At 49.3% G+C, this 16,253-nt stretch carries 13 protein-coding genes; 8 read left to right on the top strand and 5 right to left on the bottom strand.

All coding sequences use genetic code 11. The annotated features are described in order from the left end of the window. Window positions 1-103 precede the first annotated feature (103 nt). From ACGHVY_RS20465 to ACGHVY_RS20445, 5 genes are all read left to right on the top strand, one after another. The gene (locus ACGHVY_RS20465; protein ID WP_308743991.1) at window positions 104-790 is read left to right on the top strand and encodes a response regulator transcription factor; all 687 of its coding nucleotides are present in this window, start codon (window positions 104-106) and stop codon (window positions 788-790) included. Continuing rightward, window positions 787-2,157: a sensor histidine kinase gene (locus ACGHVY_RS20460; protein ID WP_390601192.1), complete on the top strand. Its 1,371-nt coding sequence runs from the start codon at window positions 787-789 to the stop codon at window positions 2,155-2,157. Before ACGHVY_RS20465 ends, ACGHVY_RS20460 begins: the two co-directional genes overlap by 4 nt. A 178-nt stretch (window positions 2,158-2,335) precedes the next feature. Continuing rightward, the gene (gene mgtA / locus ACGHVY_RS20455) at window positions 2,336-4,984 is read left to right on the top strand and encodes a magnesium-translocating P-type ATPase (protein WP_390601190.1); all 2,649 of its coding nucleotides are present in this window, start codon (window positions 2,336-2,338) and stop codon (window positions 4,982-4,984) included. A gap of 11 nt (window positions 4,985-4,995) precedes the next feature. Then, a complete protein-coding gene (locus ACGHVY_RS20450) occupies window positions 4,996-6,036 on the top strand; it encodes a carbohydrate porin (protein ID WP_390601188.1) in 1,041 nt (346 codons plus the stop codon). Between the two features lie 56 nt (window positions 6,037-6,092). Then, a complete protein-coding gene (locus tag ACGHVY_RS20445) occupies window positions 6,093-6,260 on the top strand; it encodes a hypothetical protein (protein ID WP_390601187.1) in 168 nt (55 codons plus the stop codon). A gap of 48 nt (window positions 6,261-6,308) precedes the next feature. Here ACGHVY_RS20445 and ACGHVY_RS20440 read toward each other — a convergent pair whose 3' ends face one another. From ACGHVY_RS20440 to ACGHVY_RS20430, 3 genes are read right to left on the bottom strand one after another with little or no spacing between them, the layout of a single operon-like run. Beyond that, window positions 6,309-7,673: an efflux transporter outer membrane subunit gene (locus ACGHVY_RS20440; protein ID WP_390601185.1), complete on the bottom strand. Its 1,365-nt coding sequence runs from the start codon at window positions 7,671-7,673 to the stop codon at window positions 6,309-6,311. Between the two features lie 12 nt (window positions 7,674-7,685). Next, on the bottom strand, window positions 7,686-10,823 hold the full coding sequence (locus ACGHVY_RS20435) for an efflux RND transporter permease subunit (RefSeq protein ID WP_390601183.1): 3,138 nt from the start codon (window positions 10,821-10,823) through the stop codon (window positions 7,686-7,688). A gap of 3 nt (window positions 10,824-10,826) precedes the next feature. After that, window positions 10,827-11,927 (bottom strand): efflux RND transporter periplasmic adaptor subunit, encoded by a 1,101-nt coding sequence (locus ACGHVY_RS20430; protein ID WP_390601181.1) that lies wholly within the window; start codon window positions 11,925-11,927, stop codon window positions 10,827-10,829. A 216-nt stretch (window positions 11,928-12,143) separates the two neighbouring features. Between ACGHVY_RS20430 and ACGHVY_RS20425 the strand changes: the two genes are divergently transcribed. The 3 genes from ACGHVY_RS20425 to ACGHVY_RS20415 are packed head-to-tail and all read left to right on the top strand — an operon-like array spanning window position 12,144 to window position 15,186. Next, window positions 12,144-13,442, top strand: a complete 1,299-nt coding sequence (locus ACGHVY_RS20425; RefSeq protein ID WP_390601178.1) for an alpha/beta hydrolase-fold protein — start codon at window positions 12,144-12,146, stop codon at window positions 13,440-13,442. Window positions 13,443-13,450: 8 nt separating this feature from the next. Further along, the gene (locus ACGHVY_RS20420) at window positions 13,451-14,485 is read left to right on the top strand and encodes a sensor histidine kinase (RefSeq protein WP_390601177.1); all 1,035 of its coding nucleotides are present in this window, start codon (window positions 13,451-13,453) and stop codon (window positions 14,483-14,485) included. Then, entirely contained in the window at window positions 14,479-15,186 is a 708-nt protein-coding gene (locus ACGHVY_RS20415; protein WP_390601175.1) for a LytR/AlgR family response regulator transcription factor, read from the top strand. The genes ACGHVY_RS20420 and ACGHVY_RS20415 overlap by 7 nt, the downstream gene beginning before the upstream one ends. Window positions 15,187-15,222: 36 nt before the next feature. Here ACGHVY_RS20415 and ACGHVY_RS20410 read toward each other — a convergent pair whose 3' ends face one another. Beyond that, window positions 15,223-15,786, bottom strand: a complete 564-nt coding sequence (locus ACGHVY_RS20410; RefSeq protein WP_390601173.1) for a YdeI family protein — start codon at window positions 15,784-15,786, stop codon at window positions 15,223-15,225. Window positions 15,787-15,847: 61 nt separating this feature from the next. After that, window positions 15,848-16,207 (bottom strand): DUF6463 family protein, encoded by a 360-nt coding sequence (locus tag ACGHVY_RS20405; RefSeq protein WP_390601170.1) that lies wholly within the window; start codon window positions 16,205-16,207, stop codon window positions 15,848-15,850. Window positions 16,208-16,253 lie beyond the last annotated feature (46 nt).

The following is a 16,253-nucleotide window of genomic DNA, read 5'->3' as shown; positions in this document are numbered from 1 at the left end:
AAGAACTGATTATTTTGTACTTTTGTCTTACATATGCAAGAATCCGCATTCAAAATAATCAATATAATCAATCCGTTTTTTCAGATACAAAGACTAAAGAAGTATGCAGAGAATATTAATTGTGGAAGACGAAAAGAGAGTGGCCGATTTGCTGAAAATCGGTTTGGAAGAGAACGGTTATCAGGTCTTGGTAGCTTATGACGGTGCCATGGGGTTGCGTCTTTTCCAGTCAAACACTTTCCAACTGGTTATCTCGGATATCATCCTGCCCAAGATGGATGGTTTCGAGCTGTGCAGGGAAATCCGCAAGATTGACGACCGGGTTCCAATCCTGATGCTGACTGCTTTGGGTACGGCCGACGACAAACTGGAAGGCTTCGATGTCGGTGCGGACGATTACATGGTGAAACCTTTCGATTTCAGGGAGTTGACGGCAAGAGTCAGGGTGCTGCTGAAACGGAATGCGGTATCAGGCGGTGCTCCTGCAAAACAGATTGCTTACGCCGATTTGTCCATCAATCTGGAACGGCAGGAAGTCACCCGAAACAACATCTGCATCCGGCTTTCCCCTAAGGAATACAATTTGCTGGTCTATATGGTTGAGAATGCGGAGAAAGTAATCAGCCGTGTGGAGATAGCGGAGAAAGTATGGAATACTCATTTTGATACGGGAACCAACTTCATTGATGTGTATATCAACTATTTGCGAAAGAAGATAGACCGGGATTTCGATGTCAAACTTATCCATACCAAGCCGGGGGTAGGCTTTATCCTCGCAGACAAGATATGAAAATAAGAACAGCGCTTACATTAAAGAATACCGGGGTGACGGCTACTGTTTTCCTGCTGTGCATGGTCTTGATTTATCTGGTCAGCGAGCGGACGCGTGACAAAACTTTTTTCAGAGACTTGAAGAGCGAGGCAGTCACTAAAGCCCATCTGTTTCTTGCCGACCAGGTGGATGCCCGGACTATGCAGTCCATCTACCTGAATAATAAGAAATTCATCAACGAAGTAGAGGTAGCCGTTTATACCACAGACTTCCGGATGCTTTACCATGATGCCATACAGAACGATATAATCAAGGAAACGCAGGAAATGATAGACAATATCCTGCAGAAAAAGGAGATGGAATTTCATGTCGGCAAGTATCAGGGGATTGGTATCGTTTACCCGTTCGGGGGAAAGGAGTATATAGTCACGGCCGCCGCTTATGACGGTTACGGCTATGACAATCTGCTCGGATTGCAGAAAACGTTGTTCATTTTGTTTGTTGTAGGATTACCCCTGTTGTTCGCTGCCGGTTACTTTCTGGCGAGGGTTTCGTTGCGACCGATACGTACTATCGTGAGCGAGGCGGAAACGATTACCGCTTCACGGATAGACCGCCGTCTTCCGGTGAAGAACGAGAGTGATGAGTTGGGTGAGCTCAGTACGGCTTTCAACGCGTTGCTTGACCGGTTGGAAGTATCGTTCAATTCGCAAAGGATGTTTGTCAGCAACGTCTCACATGAACTGCGCACGCCGTTGGCCGCCCTTATCGCCGAACTGGATCTGTCTCTGCAGAAAGAGCGTACGGCGGAGCAGTACCGCTGTGCCATGCAGAATATGCAGCAGGATGCCAGGCGGATGACAAGATTGATTGACGGGCTGTTGAATCTTGCCAAAGCCGATTACCGGAAGGAAGAAATCAGTATGCGGGATGTCCGGCTGGACGAGCTGTTGCTTGATGTTAGGGAACTGATACTGAGGGCACATCCGGAATATAGTATCGAGTTGCTTTTCGGGCAGGAAGAGGCGGATGACGACCGTCTGATTACGGTGACGGGAAATCCGTATCTGTTGAATATCGCCTTTTCCAACCTGATAGAGAACAACTGCAAATACTCCGCCAATAACTCCTCGTCTGTCCAGATTTCTTTCTGGGATAAATGGACTGTTGTCCGCCTGTCGGACAGTGGCATCGGTATGTCGGATATCGACAAGCAGAACCTTTTCACTCTGTTTTATAGAGGAGAAGAAGAAAAGGTGGTGGAGGGACACGGCATCGGCATGGCGTTGTCTCAAAAGATTATCCGTTTACACGGCGGAGACATTGCCGTACACTCGGAACGGGGAGAAGGTACTACATTTGTGGTGGAGCTTCCCCACGTCTGATACTGTCTGCTTCGTCCGGAAATTCGCCTGAATAGGTTTTGTTTCTCTCATGATAAGTTTCTCTAATAGTTTTCTAATACCACTCTAATAGTTTTCTAACAGTTCCTTATAAGAATGCTTCCTACTTTTGCGGCGCGAAAGGCAAAACAGAGTAATTAATCCATAAAACAAAAGTAACATGTGGAAGAAGAAAAAACGTAAGGAACAGTTCGCTTTTAATGCCGAGAAGGTATTTTTGGCCGCAGGACAGCCACTCGAATCGGTTTTCAATTATTTCCGGACAACTCAGCTCGGACTGACTGAAAATGAAGTAGAGAAAAGACAGTCTCTTTTTGGGAAGAATGAGGTTGTACATGAAAAAAGGAAAAGGCCGCTCATCATGTTTGCCAAGGCATTCATCAACCCTTTTGTGGGAGTACTTACGGCATTGGTCGCCATATCCTTTGTGATGGATGTGCTGATGGCAGTTCCCGGCAACCAGGACTGGACTTCCATTATCATCGTCACGACAATGATTGTATTGAGTGCCATCCTGCGTTTCACACAGGAATGGAAAGCCAGCCGTTCGAGCGAGGCTTTGCAGAAGATGGTGACAAACACCTGCTATGTAAAACGTACGGGAATCCCCGAGGGGGAAATCAGGATAGAAGAACTGGTGCCGGGGGACATTGTGATGCTCGCTGCCGGCGACATGATTCCTGCCGATATCCGCATCATCGAAGCGAAGGACTTGTTTGTCAGCCAGTCCACCCTGACGGGTGAATCCGACGCGGTAGAGAAGACCCCTAAGGGGATGGGCAAGAAATATCATAAGGGGAGTGTGGTGGAACTGGACAACATCTGCTACATGGGTTCCAACGTGGTGAGCGGATCGGCCAAAGGGATCGTTTTTGAGACCGGAAACAATACTTACCTGGGAACCATTGCCAAGAGTATAGCCGGACATCGCGCAGCTACGGCTTTCGACAAGGGTATCACTAAAGTGAGCTTGTTGCTTATACGTTTCATGTTGATTATGGTTCCGATAGTGTTCCTTGTAAACGGCATTACGAAGGGGGACTGGATGGAAGCGTTTATCTTTGCTATATCAGTGGCAGTGGGGCTGACTCCTGAGATGCTTCCCATGATTGTGACCGCCAATCTGTCAAAGGGGGCTTTGAATATGTCGCGGAAGAAAACAATTGTAAAGGATCTGAATGCCATCCAGAACTTCGGTGCCATGAACATACTCTGTACCGACAAGACCGGTACGCTGACACAAGACCATATCGTGTTGGAACGCCATGTCAATGCTGACGGTACCGAGGACAAGGAGAACCGCATCTTGAGGCACGCTTACTTTAACAGCTATTTCCAGACCGGGCTGAAAAACCTGATGGACCGTGCTGTCCTTTCACATGTCAAGGAACTGAATCTTGAGTCTTTGAGCAATGTTTACAGGAAGGTGGATGAGATTCCGTTCGACTTTACCCGACGCCGGATGTCGGTCGTGGTGGAGGACAACAATGGCAAGCGTCAGATTATCACCAAAGGAGCCGTGGAAGAAATGTTGGGTATCTGCGCTTATGCCGAATTGGGCGGCGAGGTACGTCCGCTCACCGGGGATATACGGATGAGGGCGCAAAAGTTTGTCGGGGAGATGAACAATCAGGGGATGCGTGTCCTTGCCCTTGCCCATAAGAGTTTTCTGAGCAAGGAGAACAACTTTGCCGTGGAGGATGAGCAGGAGATGGTGCTGATAGGTTATCTGGCATTTCTCGATCCGCCCAAGGAGTCGGCGGCACAGGCTATCCGCCAGTTGCACGGGCACGGTGTGGAAGTCAAGGTGCTTTCCGGTGACAATGATGCTGTGGTGAAGACTATTTCACGGCAGGTAGGCATTGATACCTCTACTGCCGTCACGGGGCCCGAACTGGAAAAGATGAATGAAGAGGAGAAGATGAAGGCTGTTGCAGTGGGGAATATCTTCTCCAAATTGACACCGATGCAGAAGGTGGAGATTATCCAACTCTTGCAGAAGCAGAAGAATACGGTCGGTTTTCTGGGAGACGGCATTAATGACGCGGCTGCACTGCGTGAATCAGACATAGGTATCTCTGTAGATTCGGCTGTGGACATCGCCAAGGAAAGCGCCGATATCATCCTGCTTGAAAAAGACCTGATGGTGCTGGAGAACGGTGTGCTCGAAGGACGCAAGACGTTCGGGAATATTATCAAGTATGTGAAGATGACTGCCAGTTCTAACTTCGGCAATATGTTCAGCGTACTGGTTGCCAGTGCCTTCCTGCCGTTCCTGCCGATGATGCCTATCCACATACTGATTCAGAACTTGCTTTATGATATATCCCAGACAACCATTCCGTTTGACCGCATGGATCCGGAATACTTGCGTAAGCCCCGGATCTGGGATTCTTCTGACTTGAGCCGCTTTATGATTTGGATCGGGCCTATCAGTTCCATCTTCGATATTGTGACTTACATTGTGATGTGGTGGTTCTTCAGTTGCCGCACTCCTGAAATGGCATCTTTGTTCCAGTCGGGATGGTTTGTCGTTGGGCTGCTGTCACAGACGTTAATCGTACACATGATTCGTACACGCAAGGTTCCGTTCTTCCAGAGCACGGCATCCTGGCCGGTACTGATAATGACATTCTCGATTATGGCTATCGGTATCTATGTGCCATTCTCACCGTTCGGCGCTTCTATCGGTCTGACACCGCTTCCATGGAGTTATTTCCCCTGGCTCGTCGGCATCCTGCTCGCTTACTGTATGCTGACGCAGGGACTGAAGATGCTCTATATCCGTGCATTCAAACGTTGGCTATAAAAACTGCGGTTATGAAATTGAAGACAATGCTTTTCTTTGTGGGCTGTACGATACCTTGTATGGCTTATACCCAGACATTCGGTGGTGCATATACCACCGAATGGCAATGGGATATGAAGAAGAATACCAACTGGGTGAACCTTCTCCGGTTGGATATGAACCTGCCCTTGTGGAAGAGCGGCTCGCTGGAAGCTGCGACCATTCATGTGGCAAAGACGAACGAAAATATCATTGATGACTGGCAGACTTTCTCCAATATCGAGGAAGACAATATTTTTGCAGCTATCGCCATGATGGGATATAGGCATATGTGGAAAAAAGCGCGCCTGTTTGTCGGAGTACGCAATGTGAATGAGGACTTTTTCACGTCCGATGTCACTTCGCTCTTTACGGGCAGCTCTTGTGGTATTTTTCCTACGGTTTCGGCTGGTTATCCGATTTCCAATTATCCTTTGGCGGGACTGACGGTGTATTTTGACGTGAGTTTTGGCGGATGGACTTTTAGAAACAGCCTGTACAACGGTGCAGGTTATAATGGATGGAACCGGCATGACAACCCGTTCCTTGTCCGGCCGAAACGGGATGGGGTTTTCGATATGGCGCAACTGGAGTATGAATGTGGAAACGGACATTACTTTGCGGGGGCGGCTGTACACAACAGGCGGTATCCCGTTGACGAAGAGGGGCGACTATCTCCTATGGGGGAAGCCTTGAAGCAGACGAGTTGTGCCTGGTGGGTGTATGGTGAACAGCCTGTATGGAAAGCTGGCAACAAGAACGTTATCCTGATGGCGCAGTATTCGGAGAACACGTGCAGGCAGAGCGGCTGTTACCGGTATGCGGAGGCAGGCTATGCGTATGCCGGCGGGAGCGGCCGGCTTGGGATGTCGGGACAGTATGCCCGATTCTTTCAGGGTAAGGAGTGGTCATTGGAGTTGACGTGGAACAAGGCTGTCAGTGAGTCTTTGTTCATCCAGCCCATTCTCCAGTATGTCAGGAACGGGAATGGAAACTTCACGGTACTTAGCGCGCGTGTCCATTACAGTTTTTGACCTGCGGTTTCCAAAGTGAGCTTTATCGGATTATAAATTAAAAAAACAGAAAAGTTATGGTTACAAATGTGGAAAGAAAGTTGCAAGACAATGTGCTTGACGATGTGAAATACAACAGAAAACAAGTCAGAATGGCCATATTCGGTCTGGTTGTCGGACTCTGGGGACCCTTTATTGCAGCATTGATCTTGCTGGTTTTATGCGTGAACGGGGTAGTGGGGTAAAGTTTTGTTACCCGACGGGCGTTAAATGAACAAACATATTGTGTGTTATTACTTCTTGCCGCCTCCGAGGGCATGATACAAGTGTATGACACTTTGTATCTTGCTTGCCTGATCTTGTGCCAGCGTCAGCCGGGCATTGAGCAGGGACTGTTGGGCGGTGAGCACCTCCAGGTAGTTGGCAGAGGTGTAACGCATCAGTAGCCGTGTTTTTTCTGTGGCAGCTTCGAGGTCTGCCGTCTGCTGGTAGTCCAAGCGGATACGCCCGTCGGCAGTCTGCCATTCGGTGAGGGCATCGTTCACTTCGTTGCCGGCATTGAGCAAGGACTGCTCAAAGCGAAGGACAGCTTCCTGTTGCCGCGCCTTGGCTATCTTCAGATTGGCGATATTCGTGCCCTTATTGAATAGCGGGGTAACAAGTTGGGCGATGGCATTGGAGAGCCACTTTCCCGGATTGAGTATTGTCCCCCCGCCATTGTTCGTCCAGCCGAGCGTGCCGGAGAGCGTCAGGCTCGGATAGAAAGAGGTGCGGGCGGCATTCGTGGCATAAAAGGCTTCTGCTAATGCAAACTCTGCCTGTTGCACGTCGGGACGGTTGGCAAGGAGTTGAAGAGGTATGCCGATGGAAAGCTCATCGGAAAAAGACTGCTCGCCGAGTGTGCCGCGGCTGATAGTATGCGAAGATTCTTTGAGCAAGGCACACAGGCTGTTTTCCGTTTCGCGGATGCTCTTGCGGATGGTCAGCAGTGAGGCGTTGAGTGCCGTTCGGTTGGCGCGTGCCTGATGAACGGCTACATCGTTTGCTTTTCCCGCTTCTGCAAGCGCTTTCAGGGTAGTGATGGTTTCATCCCAGTTTGCTAATGCTTGTTCGGATATCGTCAGTTGCTCATCGAGCATTAACAATGTGTAGTAGCTCTCGGCGATGGTCGCCACCAGCCCGGTCTGCACTGCCTGCGCGTAGGCATGGCTCTGTTCGAGTGCCGCTGCGGCACCACGTCTGGAGTTGTTCACTTTGCCGAAAATATCCACTTCCCATGCAGCGGTGGCTCCGAGGGTATAGGTCTTTTTCGTTTCCCCGTTGTAATGGCTGATGCCGGCTTGCGGAGTCAGGTTTACAGAAGGCAGATAGGACAGGCGGGCATTCATCAGCACTGCTTGTGCTTCTTCCACTTGTAAGCGGGCGATGCCGAGATCTGTGTTCCGTTCCAGTCCCGTAGCTATCAGCGTTTGCAGATGTGGGTCGGTAAAGATTTCGCGCCAGGGCGTGGCAGCTATTGTGGTTGTGTCCGCCAATAATCCTGTCTCCCGGTAAAGGCTGTCAGTGTTTACCTCCAGGTTCGGACGTGAATATCGGTTGTATATGCCGCATCCGCTCAGCAGGCAGGAGACGGCGAGAAGTATTCCTATTCTTTTCATGATTATTTTCTATTAAAGAGTTTCCGTTATTGAACGTCCGGGCAGGAAACGTTCTTGCAAATACTGGAAGATAATGAATAGCGAGGGTACCACGAACAGCAGTCCGACTGTTCCCACGAGCATACCGCCGACTGTCCCCACGCCTACTGAAATATTGCCGTTGGCACCCACTCCCTGCGAGAACATCAGCGGTAGCATGCCGAAGACCATTGTCATTGAGGTCATCAGGATGGGGCGCAGGCGGGCTTTGGCAGCCGATATGGCGGCGGTGGTGATGCTCATGCCCTGGCGTCGGCGTTCGGAGGCGTATTCCGTGAGCAAGATGGCCGTCTTGGCAAGCAGTCCGATAAGCATGATAAGTCCTGTCTGCATATAGATATTGTTTTCCAGTCCCCACATCTTGGCAAAGAGGAAACTGCCCATCAGTCCGAATGGCACAGAGAGGATGACAGCGAACGGTATCATCAGGCTCTCGTAAAGGGCGCAGAGGATGAGGTAGATGAATACGATGCAGACGATGAACACTAATGTCGTGGTATTGCCTGTCGATGCTTCTTCGCGCGACATACCGCCGAACTCGTATCCGTAGCCTTCGGGCAGCGTGGTTCGGGCAACTTCCTTGACGGCTTGTATGGCCTGTCCCGAACTGTAACCATCGCTCGGTACGCCGGAGACGCTGATGGCGGAGAAGAGGTTGAAGCGCGAAAGGCTCTCCGAACCATATACCCGCGTGAGTGTGAGGTATTGCGAGATGGGGGACATCCCGCCAGTGTTGTTGCGTACGAAGATGTTGTTCAGTGCCTCGGTGTCGAGACGGTATTCGGGTGCCGCTTGCACCATGACGCGGTAGAGCTTGGTAAAGCGGTTGAGGTTGCTGGAATAACTTCCGCCCACGTAGCCGGCAAGCGTGCTGAGTATGTCGGTGGGGGATATGCCGTTACGCTTGCACAGGGCGGCATCTACCTCTACCATGAACTGCGGATACTTGGTGGCGAATGTGGTGTAGGCACGTGATATTTCAGGACGTTTGTTCATGGCGTCAATGAAGTCGTTGGTATATTTCAGCAACTCTTCCACGTTACCGCCTTTTTTGTCCTGTACGTACAACTCGAAGCCGTTGCTCATGCCGTAGCCTGAAATCATCGGTGTGGTGGATATGCGGATTGATGCCGCCTTGATGCCATCTGTACGGCGGTAAATCTCATTCATCACGGCGTTTACGTCATCCCCTTTTTTCGTGCGCTCGCTCCAGTGCTTCAAGCGGACGGTGAATGAGCCGGCGGATGCGGACTGGTTGTGGACGGCATCCTTGCCTGTGATGCGCGAGTATATCTTGATTTGTGGAATGTCGCGTATTGCCGCTTCAATCTCGTCCATGATACGTCCCGTCTCTTCAAGATTACTGCCGGGCGCGGTCTGCACGTTTATGTTGATGGTTCCCATGTCCTCCTGCGGTACAAGTCCCGTCTTGGTCGTATTCATAAGTAATACGAGTGCGGCGCATGCCATCACGATACTGCCCACAGCAATGCTCTTGTGGCGTAACAAGAACGATACGCCTTTCATATATTTCTGCTGTACATGACGGAAAGAATGATTAAAGGCATAGTGGAAACGATCGGAAAATCCCGGCTTTCCGCCGTTTCCCCAATTAGCGCGCGGACGCATAATCAAGGCACAGAGCGCCGGACTGAGTGTCATGGCGTTGAGTAGCGAGATAGCAACGGCGACAGCCATTGTCAGACCGAACTGCGTGTAGAATGTTCCTGTTGTTCCGCCCATGAAGCTGACAGGGATAAATACAGCCATGAATACCACGGTGGTCGTCATCAGTGCCGAAGTCAGTCCGCTCATGGCGTCTACCGTGGCGCGGTAGGCAGAGGTGTAGCCCTCGTCGAAGCGTGCTTGTACTGCTTCGACCACCACGATACTGTCGTCCACCACCGTACCGATGACGAGTACCAGTGCGAAGAGCGTCAGCAGGTTCAGGCTGAATCCTACAATGCTGAGAAAGGCGAATGTGCCCACCAGTGAGACGATGATGGCGAGCGAGGGAATAAGCGTCGCCCGCAGGTCGTGCAGGAAGAGATAGACAACCAGTACAACGAGTGCAATGGCGATGAAAAGTGTTTCTACCACATTGGAGATGGAAGCGTCAAGAAAGTCTTTTGTGCTCGTAATGTCCGTCAGCACCATACCCTTCGGCAAAGAGGCGGAAATGCCGGCCGATACGGCATCAATCTCCTTGATGATTTCGTTAGCGTTCGAGCCGGAAGTTTGTGCCATCATGCAGTTGGCTCCCGGATGTCCGTTCGTCTGGCTGAGCATGGCATAGTTTTCTGCGCCGAGTTCGATACGTGCCACGTCCTTCAACCGTAGCACATCTCCGCCCGGCAACGACTTGATGACCATGTTGCCATAGTCTTCCTCGTTTTCATAGCGTCCCCGGTATTTCAGTACATACTGGAACGTGTTTGCCGACTCTGCGCCGAGCGTGCCCGTGGGCGACTCTACATTCTGCTCGGCGAGCACCGTGGAGATGTCTGACGGCATCAGGCCGTATTGCGCCATCTTCTGTGGGTCGAGCCAGATGCGCAGCGAGTAGCTGGCACCCCAGATGTTTACATCGCCCACACCGGCGATACGCGACATTTGCGGCTCTATGTTTATCTTCATGTAGTTTGTCAGGAAGTTGGAGTCGTACGAGTCATCCGGTGAATAAAGCGAAATGGCCTTCAGCGAATTGCTTTGCCGTTTTCGCACGGTGATACCCGATTTCGTGACCTCTGCCGGAAGTAGTCCCTGAGCTGAGGCTACGCGGTTCTGCACGTTCACTACCGACATATCGGGGTCGGTGCCTTGTTTGAAATAGACGCTGATAGAGGCCGAACCGGTGTTGGTGGCGGTAGAAGTCATGTACATCATGTTCTCCACACCGTTCAGTTGTTCTTCCAGCGGTGTTATCACGCTCTTCATCACCGTTTCGGCATTTGCGCCCGTGTAGGTGGCGGTGACACGTACCGTTGGAGGGGCAATGTCGGGAAACTGCTCAAGGGGTAACTGGCTCAGGCCGATCAGCCCGACGATGATGATGGTTACGGAAATTACGCCCGACAGTATGGGGCGGTCTATGAAAGTCTTGACGGTCATGGCTTACTCCTTTCCGTTTTGAGAATTGACGGCAACACCTTCTTTCATCAGTCCGGCTCCTTCGGCAATGATGACATCCCCCTCCTGTAATCCCGTTTCTACTACATATTCGGTACCGTTGTTCAGCCGGAACACGGTGACCGGAGCGGATTGTGCTTTGCCATCCACTACCTTATATACAAATGTTTTGTTCTGCAACTCATAGGTGGCGGCTTGCGGAATGACGATGCACCGCTCTCGGTTGGCAGACAGTATGACCGTTCCGTTGCCGCCGCCGCGAAGCAGGTTTCTCGTATTGGGAAAGTCGGCACGGAGTGTCACGGCTCCTGTCCCGGCAGTGACGATACCGCTTACTGCCGAAACACGTCCTTTTTCAGAGTATGCCTTGCCGTTGCTCATGCGTAATTCCACTTCGGGCATCTGTCGGATAAATTCGTCAAGTGAACCGTATTGCTCCATGAGGTCAATGATTTGGCTTTCGGTCAACGAGAAGTAGGCGTATATGCGGCTGTCGTCCGACACGGTGACAAGCGGTTCGCTGATGCTGCTCACCAAGGCTCCTACACGATAGGCAATCATGCCCGTCACACCGTCAGCGGGACTCTTCACTTCTGTATATGAAAGGTTGTTGCGGGCATTTGTTTCCTGCGCACGAGCCTGGGCTAATGCCGCTTCGGCAGCGGAAAAGTCATTGCGGGCTGTACTGAGGTCATAGTCTTGCACCACGTTTTTCTCACGCAGTATCTTTGTACTTTCCAGATTCAGCCGGGCCGTGGCAAGTTTTGCCTCTGCGCTCTTCACGTTGGCTACGGCTTCCGCCAATGCAGCCTTATAAGGCACCTGGTCGATGATGAACAGTGTTTGGCCCCGGTGTACTTTCTCTCCCTCGCCGATGCAGATGCCCGTAATAAGTCCGTTCACCTGCGGGCGTACCTCCACTACCTGCTGACCTTGCAGCCGGGCGGTGTATTCCGATTTCAGTGTACGGTTTTCCTGTTTCACGGTCAGGGTTCTGTAAGTTGCATTTTCCTGTTTTGTCGGTGACTGCTTGCAGGCACATAGTGTTAATCCCGCAAGCAGGGCCACGAATATTTTCTTTTCCATTTTTCTGTGTATCTATATTCTTATATTTCAATACGTCGGAAGCAAAAGTAGGGAAATACGACGAACTGTTATATCTGTAAATGGGGAAGTGGGGGTAAACGTTGCTTTTTCGGTGGTAAACGTCTTTCTCGAAATTCTTCTTTCACAAGAAAAAGAACTATTTTTGCAACAAGCTGTTAATAAGGTAAAATCAATAAAGATGAAAATGTTACGATTATGAAGAAAAGAGCAATCATTACATTCGTTTTGGCTGGGCTCCTCGGCTTGGCACAAGCCCAAGACAACTCCGTGCTTCCCGAACACATACAGTCTGTGACGGCAATAAGCCGTGTGTTGGGTGACGGACGCAAGGTGGCGACCGTTGTGTTGGAATATGATACACCTATCAGTAACAAGAGTCTCGACATAAACAGTTATCGGGTAGAAGGCAAGGACGTGATGCGTGTTTATGCCAACACTGCTCCCGAACGGGCTGAAAAGGGCGTGAACGGTCCGTATGTCATCATCGAAGTGAAGGCGGAAGTGGACTTGGACGCACAACCCAAACAACCCACGCCTGCCGATATGGAGAAGAAACAGGAACGTGACCGTATGCAAGGCGGCCCCGGATTGCGGGCGGGCTGGAGTACGGGTGGCGATGATGAATATCCGGGCAATGCCGTGGTGGTTCAGACAGCCGACATCAAGACCGCAAAAGGGAAAACTTACAAGGCAAGCGAGACGCCGATAGCAAGCACTATTGAGAAATGCCTTGTGGCGGATGATTTCAAACAGGACGAGTTCGTCAGTCCCTATACCGGTCAGGTGCTGCCTTATAATATATATCTGCCGGAAGATTATAATCCTGAGGAGAAGTATCCGTTGGTGCTGTTCATCCATGATGCAGGCGTGGCAAGCGGTCCTGTCACACATACGCTTTATCAGGGGAACGGCGCTACTTCATGGGCGGAACCGGAAGCACAGGCGCGTCACAAGTGCATCGTCGTGGCTCCCGAATATCCTTTCATTACGGTGGATGACAACTGGAATTACAGCCATCACCTCGACGCGACTATTGAACTTCTGAAAGACTTGCAGACACGCTATTCCATCGACCCGAACCGCATCTATACCACCGGACAGTCGATGGGCTGTATGTCTTCCATTGTGATGATGCTGAAAGAACCCGACCTCTTTGCCGGTGCGCTGCTTGTGGCAGGCAAGTGGAATCCTGCGTTGATGGGGTCGCTCGACAAGCAGAATATCTGGATTATCTCCTGCGAGGGCGACCGCTCGTCGAATACGTTGCAAGGTGAGGCAGTGGAACTGTGGCGCAGTCAGGGGAGCAGCGTTTCGGAAGCTACGTGGGACATGACGCTTTCCAATGCACAGCTCTCCGAAGAAGCAAACAAGATGCGCGCAGAAGGTAACCATTTGCTGTTTACGCATCTTACGGGCGGAAACCACCGGGCTACTTGGTTTGTGTCTTACGGCATTGAGGGGGTGCAGGACTGGTTGTTCGAGCAGCATAAATAAAATTTGCGATGAAGAACGTCTCTCTTTATATCGACCTTGCTTTCTGTTTCATCTTTCTGCCGCTGATGATATTCATCTTTCCGGTGGAACGGTGGTGGGGAACGTATCCCCTCTTCTTTAGCGTCTTTATCGGTTGGCTGTATGTCACTTATTTCGTTTACAAGTATTTTATTGTACCGAATTTGTTCCATGGTCGCAAACAGCGTTTTTATGCCCTTGCGGCTATGGCTTTCTCTCTGTTAATCACATTCTTGTTGTCATCCTACGAAATCAGTTCGCCATTCTACCATCTTCGGCAACAGCAATTAGAGTCTGTTTCCTATCCCATCTGGGGGGTACGTCAGAATCAGCAGGCTGTATGGCTTCATTATATAGTTGTAGTGACGTTCTGCTTTGCCGTAGGGATGCTGACAGAAGCTTATCGCCAGCGGCTGGCGCGTGAGGAAGTGGAGTATGAACGCAATAAGGCCGAACTGGCGCTTTATAAGGCGCAAATCAATCCGCATTTTCTGTTCAATACGCTCAATACGATTTACGGATTGCTTATTACGCATTCGGATAAAACCGAAGCAACGCTCGAACGCTTCATTAATCTGACGAAGTATATGTATAACAATGCCAATCATGAGTTTATATCCCTTGCGGAAGAGGTGGAATATATAGGACAGTATATAGAACTTCAGAAACTACGCTTGAATGAGTTTGCCGATGTTCGTTTTACGTACGAGGTGGAAAACGAAGCAATGCCGGTACCACCCATGATGCTGATTACTTTTGTAGAGAATGCTTTCAAGTATGGTATTTCTTCCAATGAATCTTGTTTCATTCATATTTGCTTGAACCAACAAGACGATACAATCTGTTTTGAGGTGAAGAACTCTGTTTTCGATCGTAATATCGGAAACTCAAAGCGGATGGGAATTGAGAATTGCTGTCGTCGCCTGTCGTTACTGTATCCGGATCGTCACCGGTTGGACTTCGGACGCAATGGGGATAACACTTTTCATGTCCGGCTTGAACTTAAATCTCCGAATGAATGCTGAAATGTATTGCTATAGATGATGAGCCCATTGCGCTGAGTATTATCAGCCAATATTGTGAGAGGCATGGAGGGGTGGTGTTGGAAACATTTAGTTCGCCACGCCTTGGTATGCAGCGTGTGCGTGAGTGCCAGCCCGATATCGTGTTCCTCGATATTGAGATGAACGGCACGTCGGGTATTGAGCTGGCACGGCAGTTACCGCCGTCCTGCTGTCTCATATTCACCACCGCCTATGCGCATTATGCATTGGACGGTTTTGAGGTGAATGCCGTCGATTTCTTGTACAAACCCTACTTTTACGAGCGTTTTGAACGCGCCATGCAGAAGGCGGAGCAATGGCTTCGGATGCATGATTTACTCAATATATCTGAGTCTGCTGCAAGGCAACTATTGTTGAAGTCGGAGTATAAGAATGTAGCGCTGTCTGTTGATACTATTCTATATATCGAGTCGATAGACAATTATGTCAAAGTACATCTTACCGACGGTTCATCGGTACTTTCTAAAATTCCCTTACGAAGCATCGAAGAACAACTGCCACAGGGAGAGTTCATCCGCATACATCGTTCGTTTGTGGTGCCGCGAAACCGTATCACGAGGTTCACACGTTCGGAAGTGATGTTGGCAAAAACCGGCAAGAGCCTGCCGGTCGGGAAAAAGTACGCGGAAGACGTAATGATGCTTCTGGGGAAGGATGAATAATGCAAAAGGAACATTCTATTTGTGAATAGATTAGGATTAATAGTACTTTTCGATTCCGCCGAATCCTTTTATTATCTTATTTTCTTTCGTCTTGTTGATAAAGTTGTTTAACCGTTTTTCAAATTCTTCCGGTCGTTTCCTTGCCGCTTCAATGTATGCGATTCGGATACGTTTATATGCGTCGGAAAAATGTTGGTAGTTCTTCCAGGTTATTTTATCTTCTTTCAGCCTGTCGACTATATCATTGGGAAAAATGAAAGGAGCAGACAAAACATCTTGTATTTTATCCTCAAACTTAGGGTGTATCATTTTATTTTCCAACAGCCATTTAAGTCTTTCTTTATTGGCTTGCGAATAAGTGCTTTTAGGGTTTCGAGGCGTGAAATGCTGAATTTTATGTTCTTTGTCAAGTGACTTGATTGTACTGTCAATCCACTCGAAACAAAGGGCTTCTTCAACAGCGTCATTGTACGTTATGCTTTTTTTTCCCGAAGCTTTGCTGGGAAACACAAACCAAATCTCATTGGCAGTCTCGAAGTTGTCGGACAGCCACTTGCGCCAGTCTTTCCTGTCTTCAAAATATTTTATTTCTATTGGCATGGTAAGTTATTCCTCCTGTTTTTTTGTATCCTTATCGGACGACTTATATATTGTTTCACGTTCAATTTCGCTTTGAACAAATAATGATTATTGCTTGCGGCAAGAAGAGCCAAAAGCCGGAAACTGGCTCAATAATGCAGCCGATTATGGTGAACAACAGAATAGCGTAACCTAAAAATGCAGGTGCCGGTTTCTGTTCTTTGCTGATGTAATATTGAAGTGTTTCTCCCCAAAGGATAAGTATGATTCCGCAGATAAAGAACCAAAAAGCAAATCCCAGGTTGTAATTTTCCCCGACAGAGTTTACCAATCCCTTTCCGAACATTTCCGAAAATGCATCTTTCCCGATAAATAGTGCATAAATCGTATGAATAATTCCCGTTACTGTTAAAAATCGTCCACTGTATTTCCAAAGTTTCATGCTGATTGTATTTATGATTTGTCGCAATATAAGGATATTTAGGGTG

It is taken from the genome of Bacteroides sp. f07 (genome assembly GCF_042854785.1).
GTDB lineage: Bacteria > Bacteroidota > Bacteroidia > Bacteroidales > Bacteroidaceae > Bacteroides.
The sequence above is the reverse complement of the archived record's forward strand: the minus strand, read 5'-3'. Positions and strand labels throughout refer to the sequence as shown.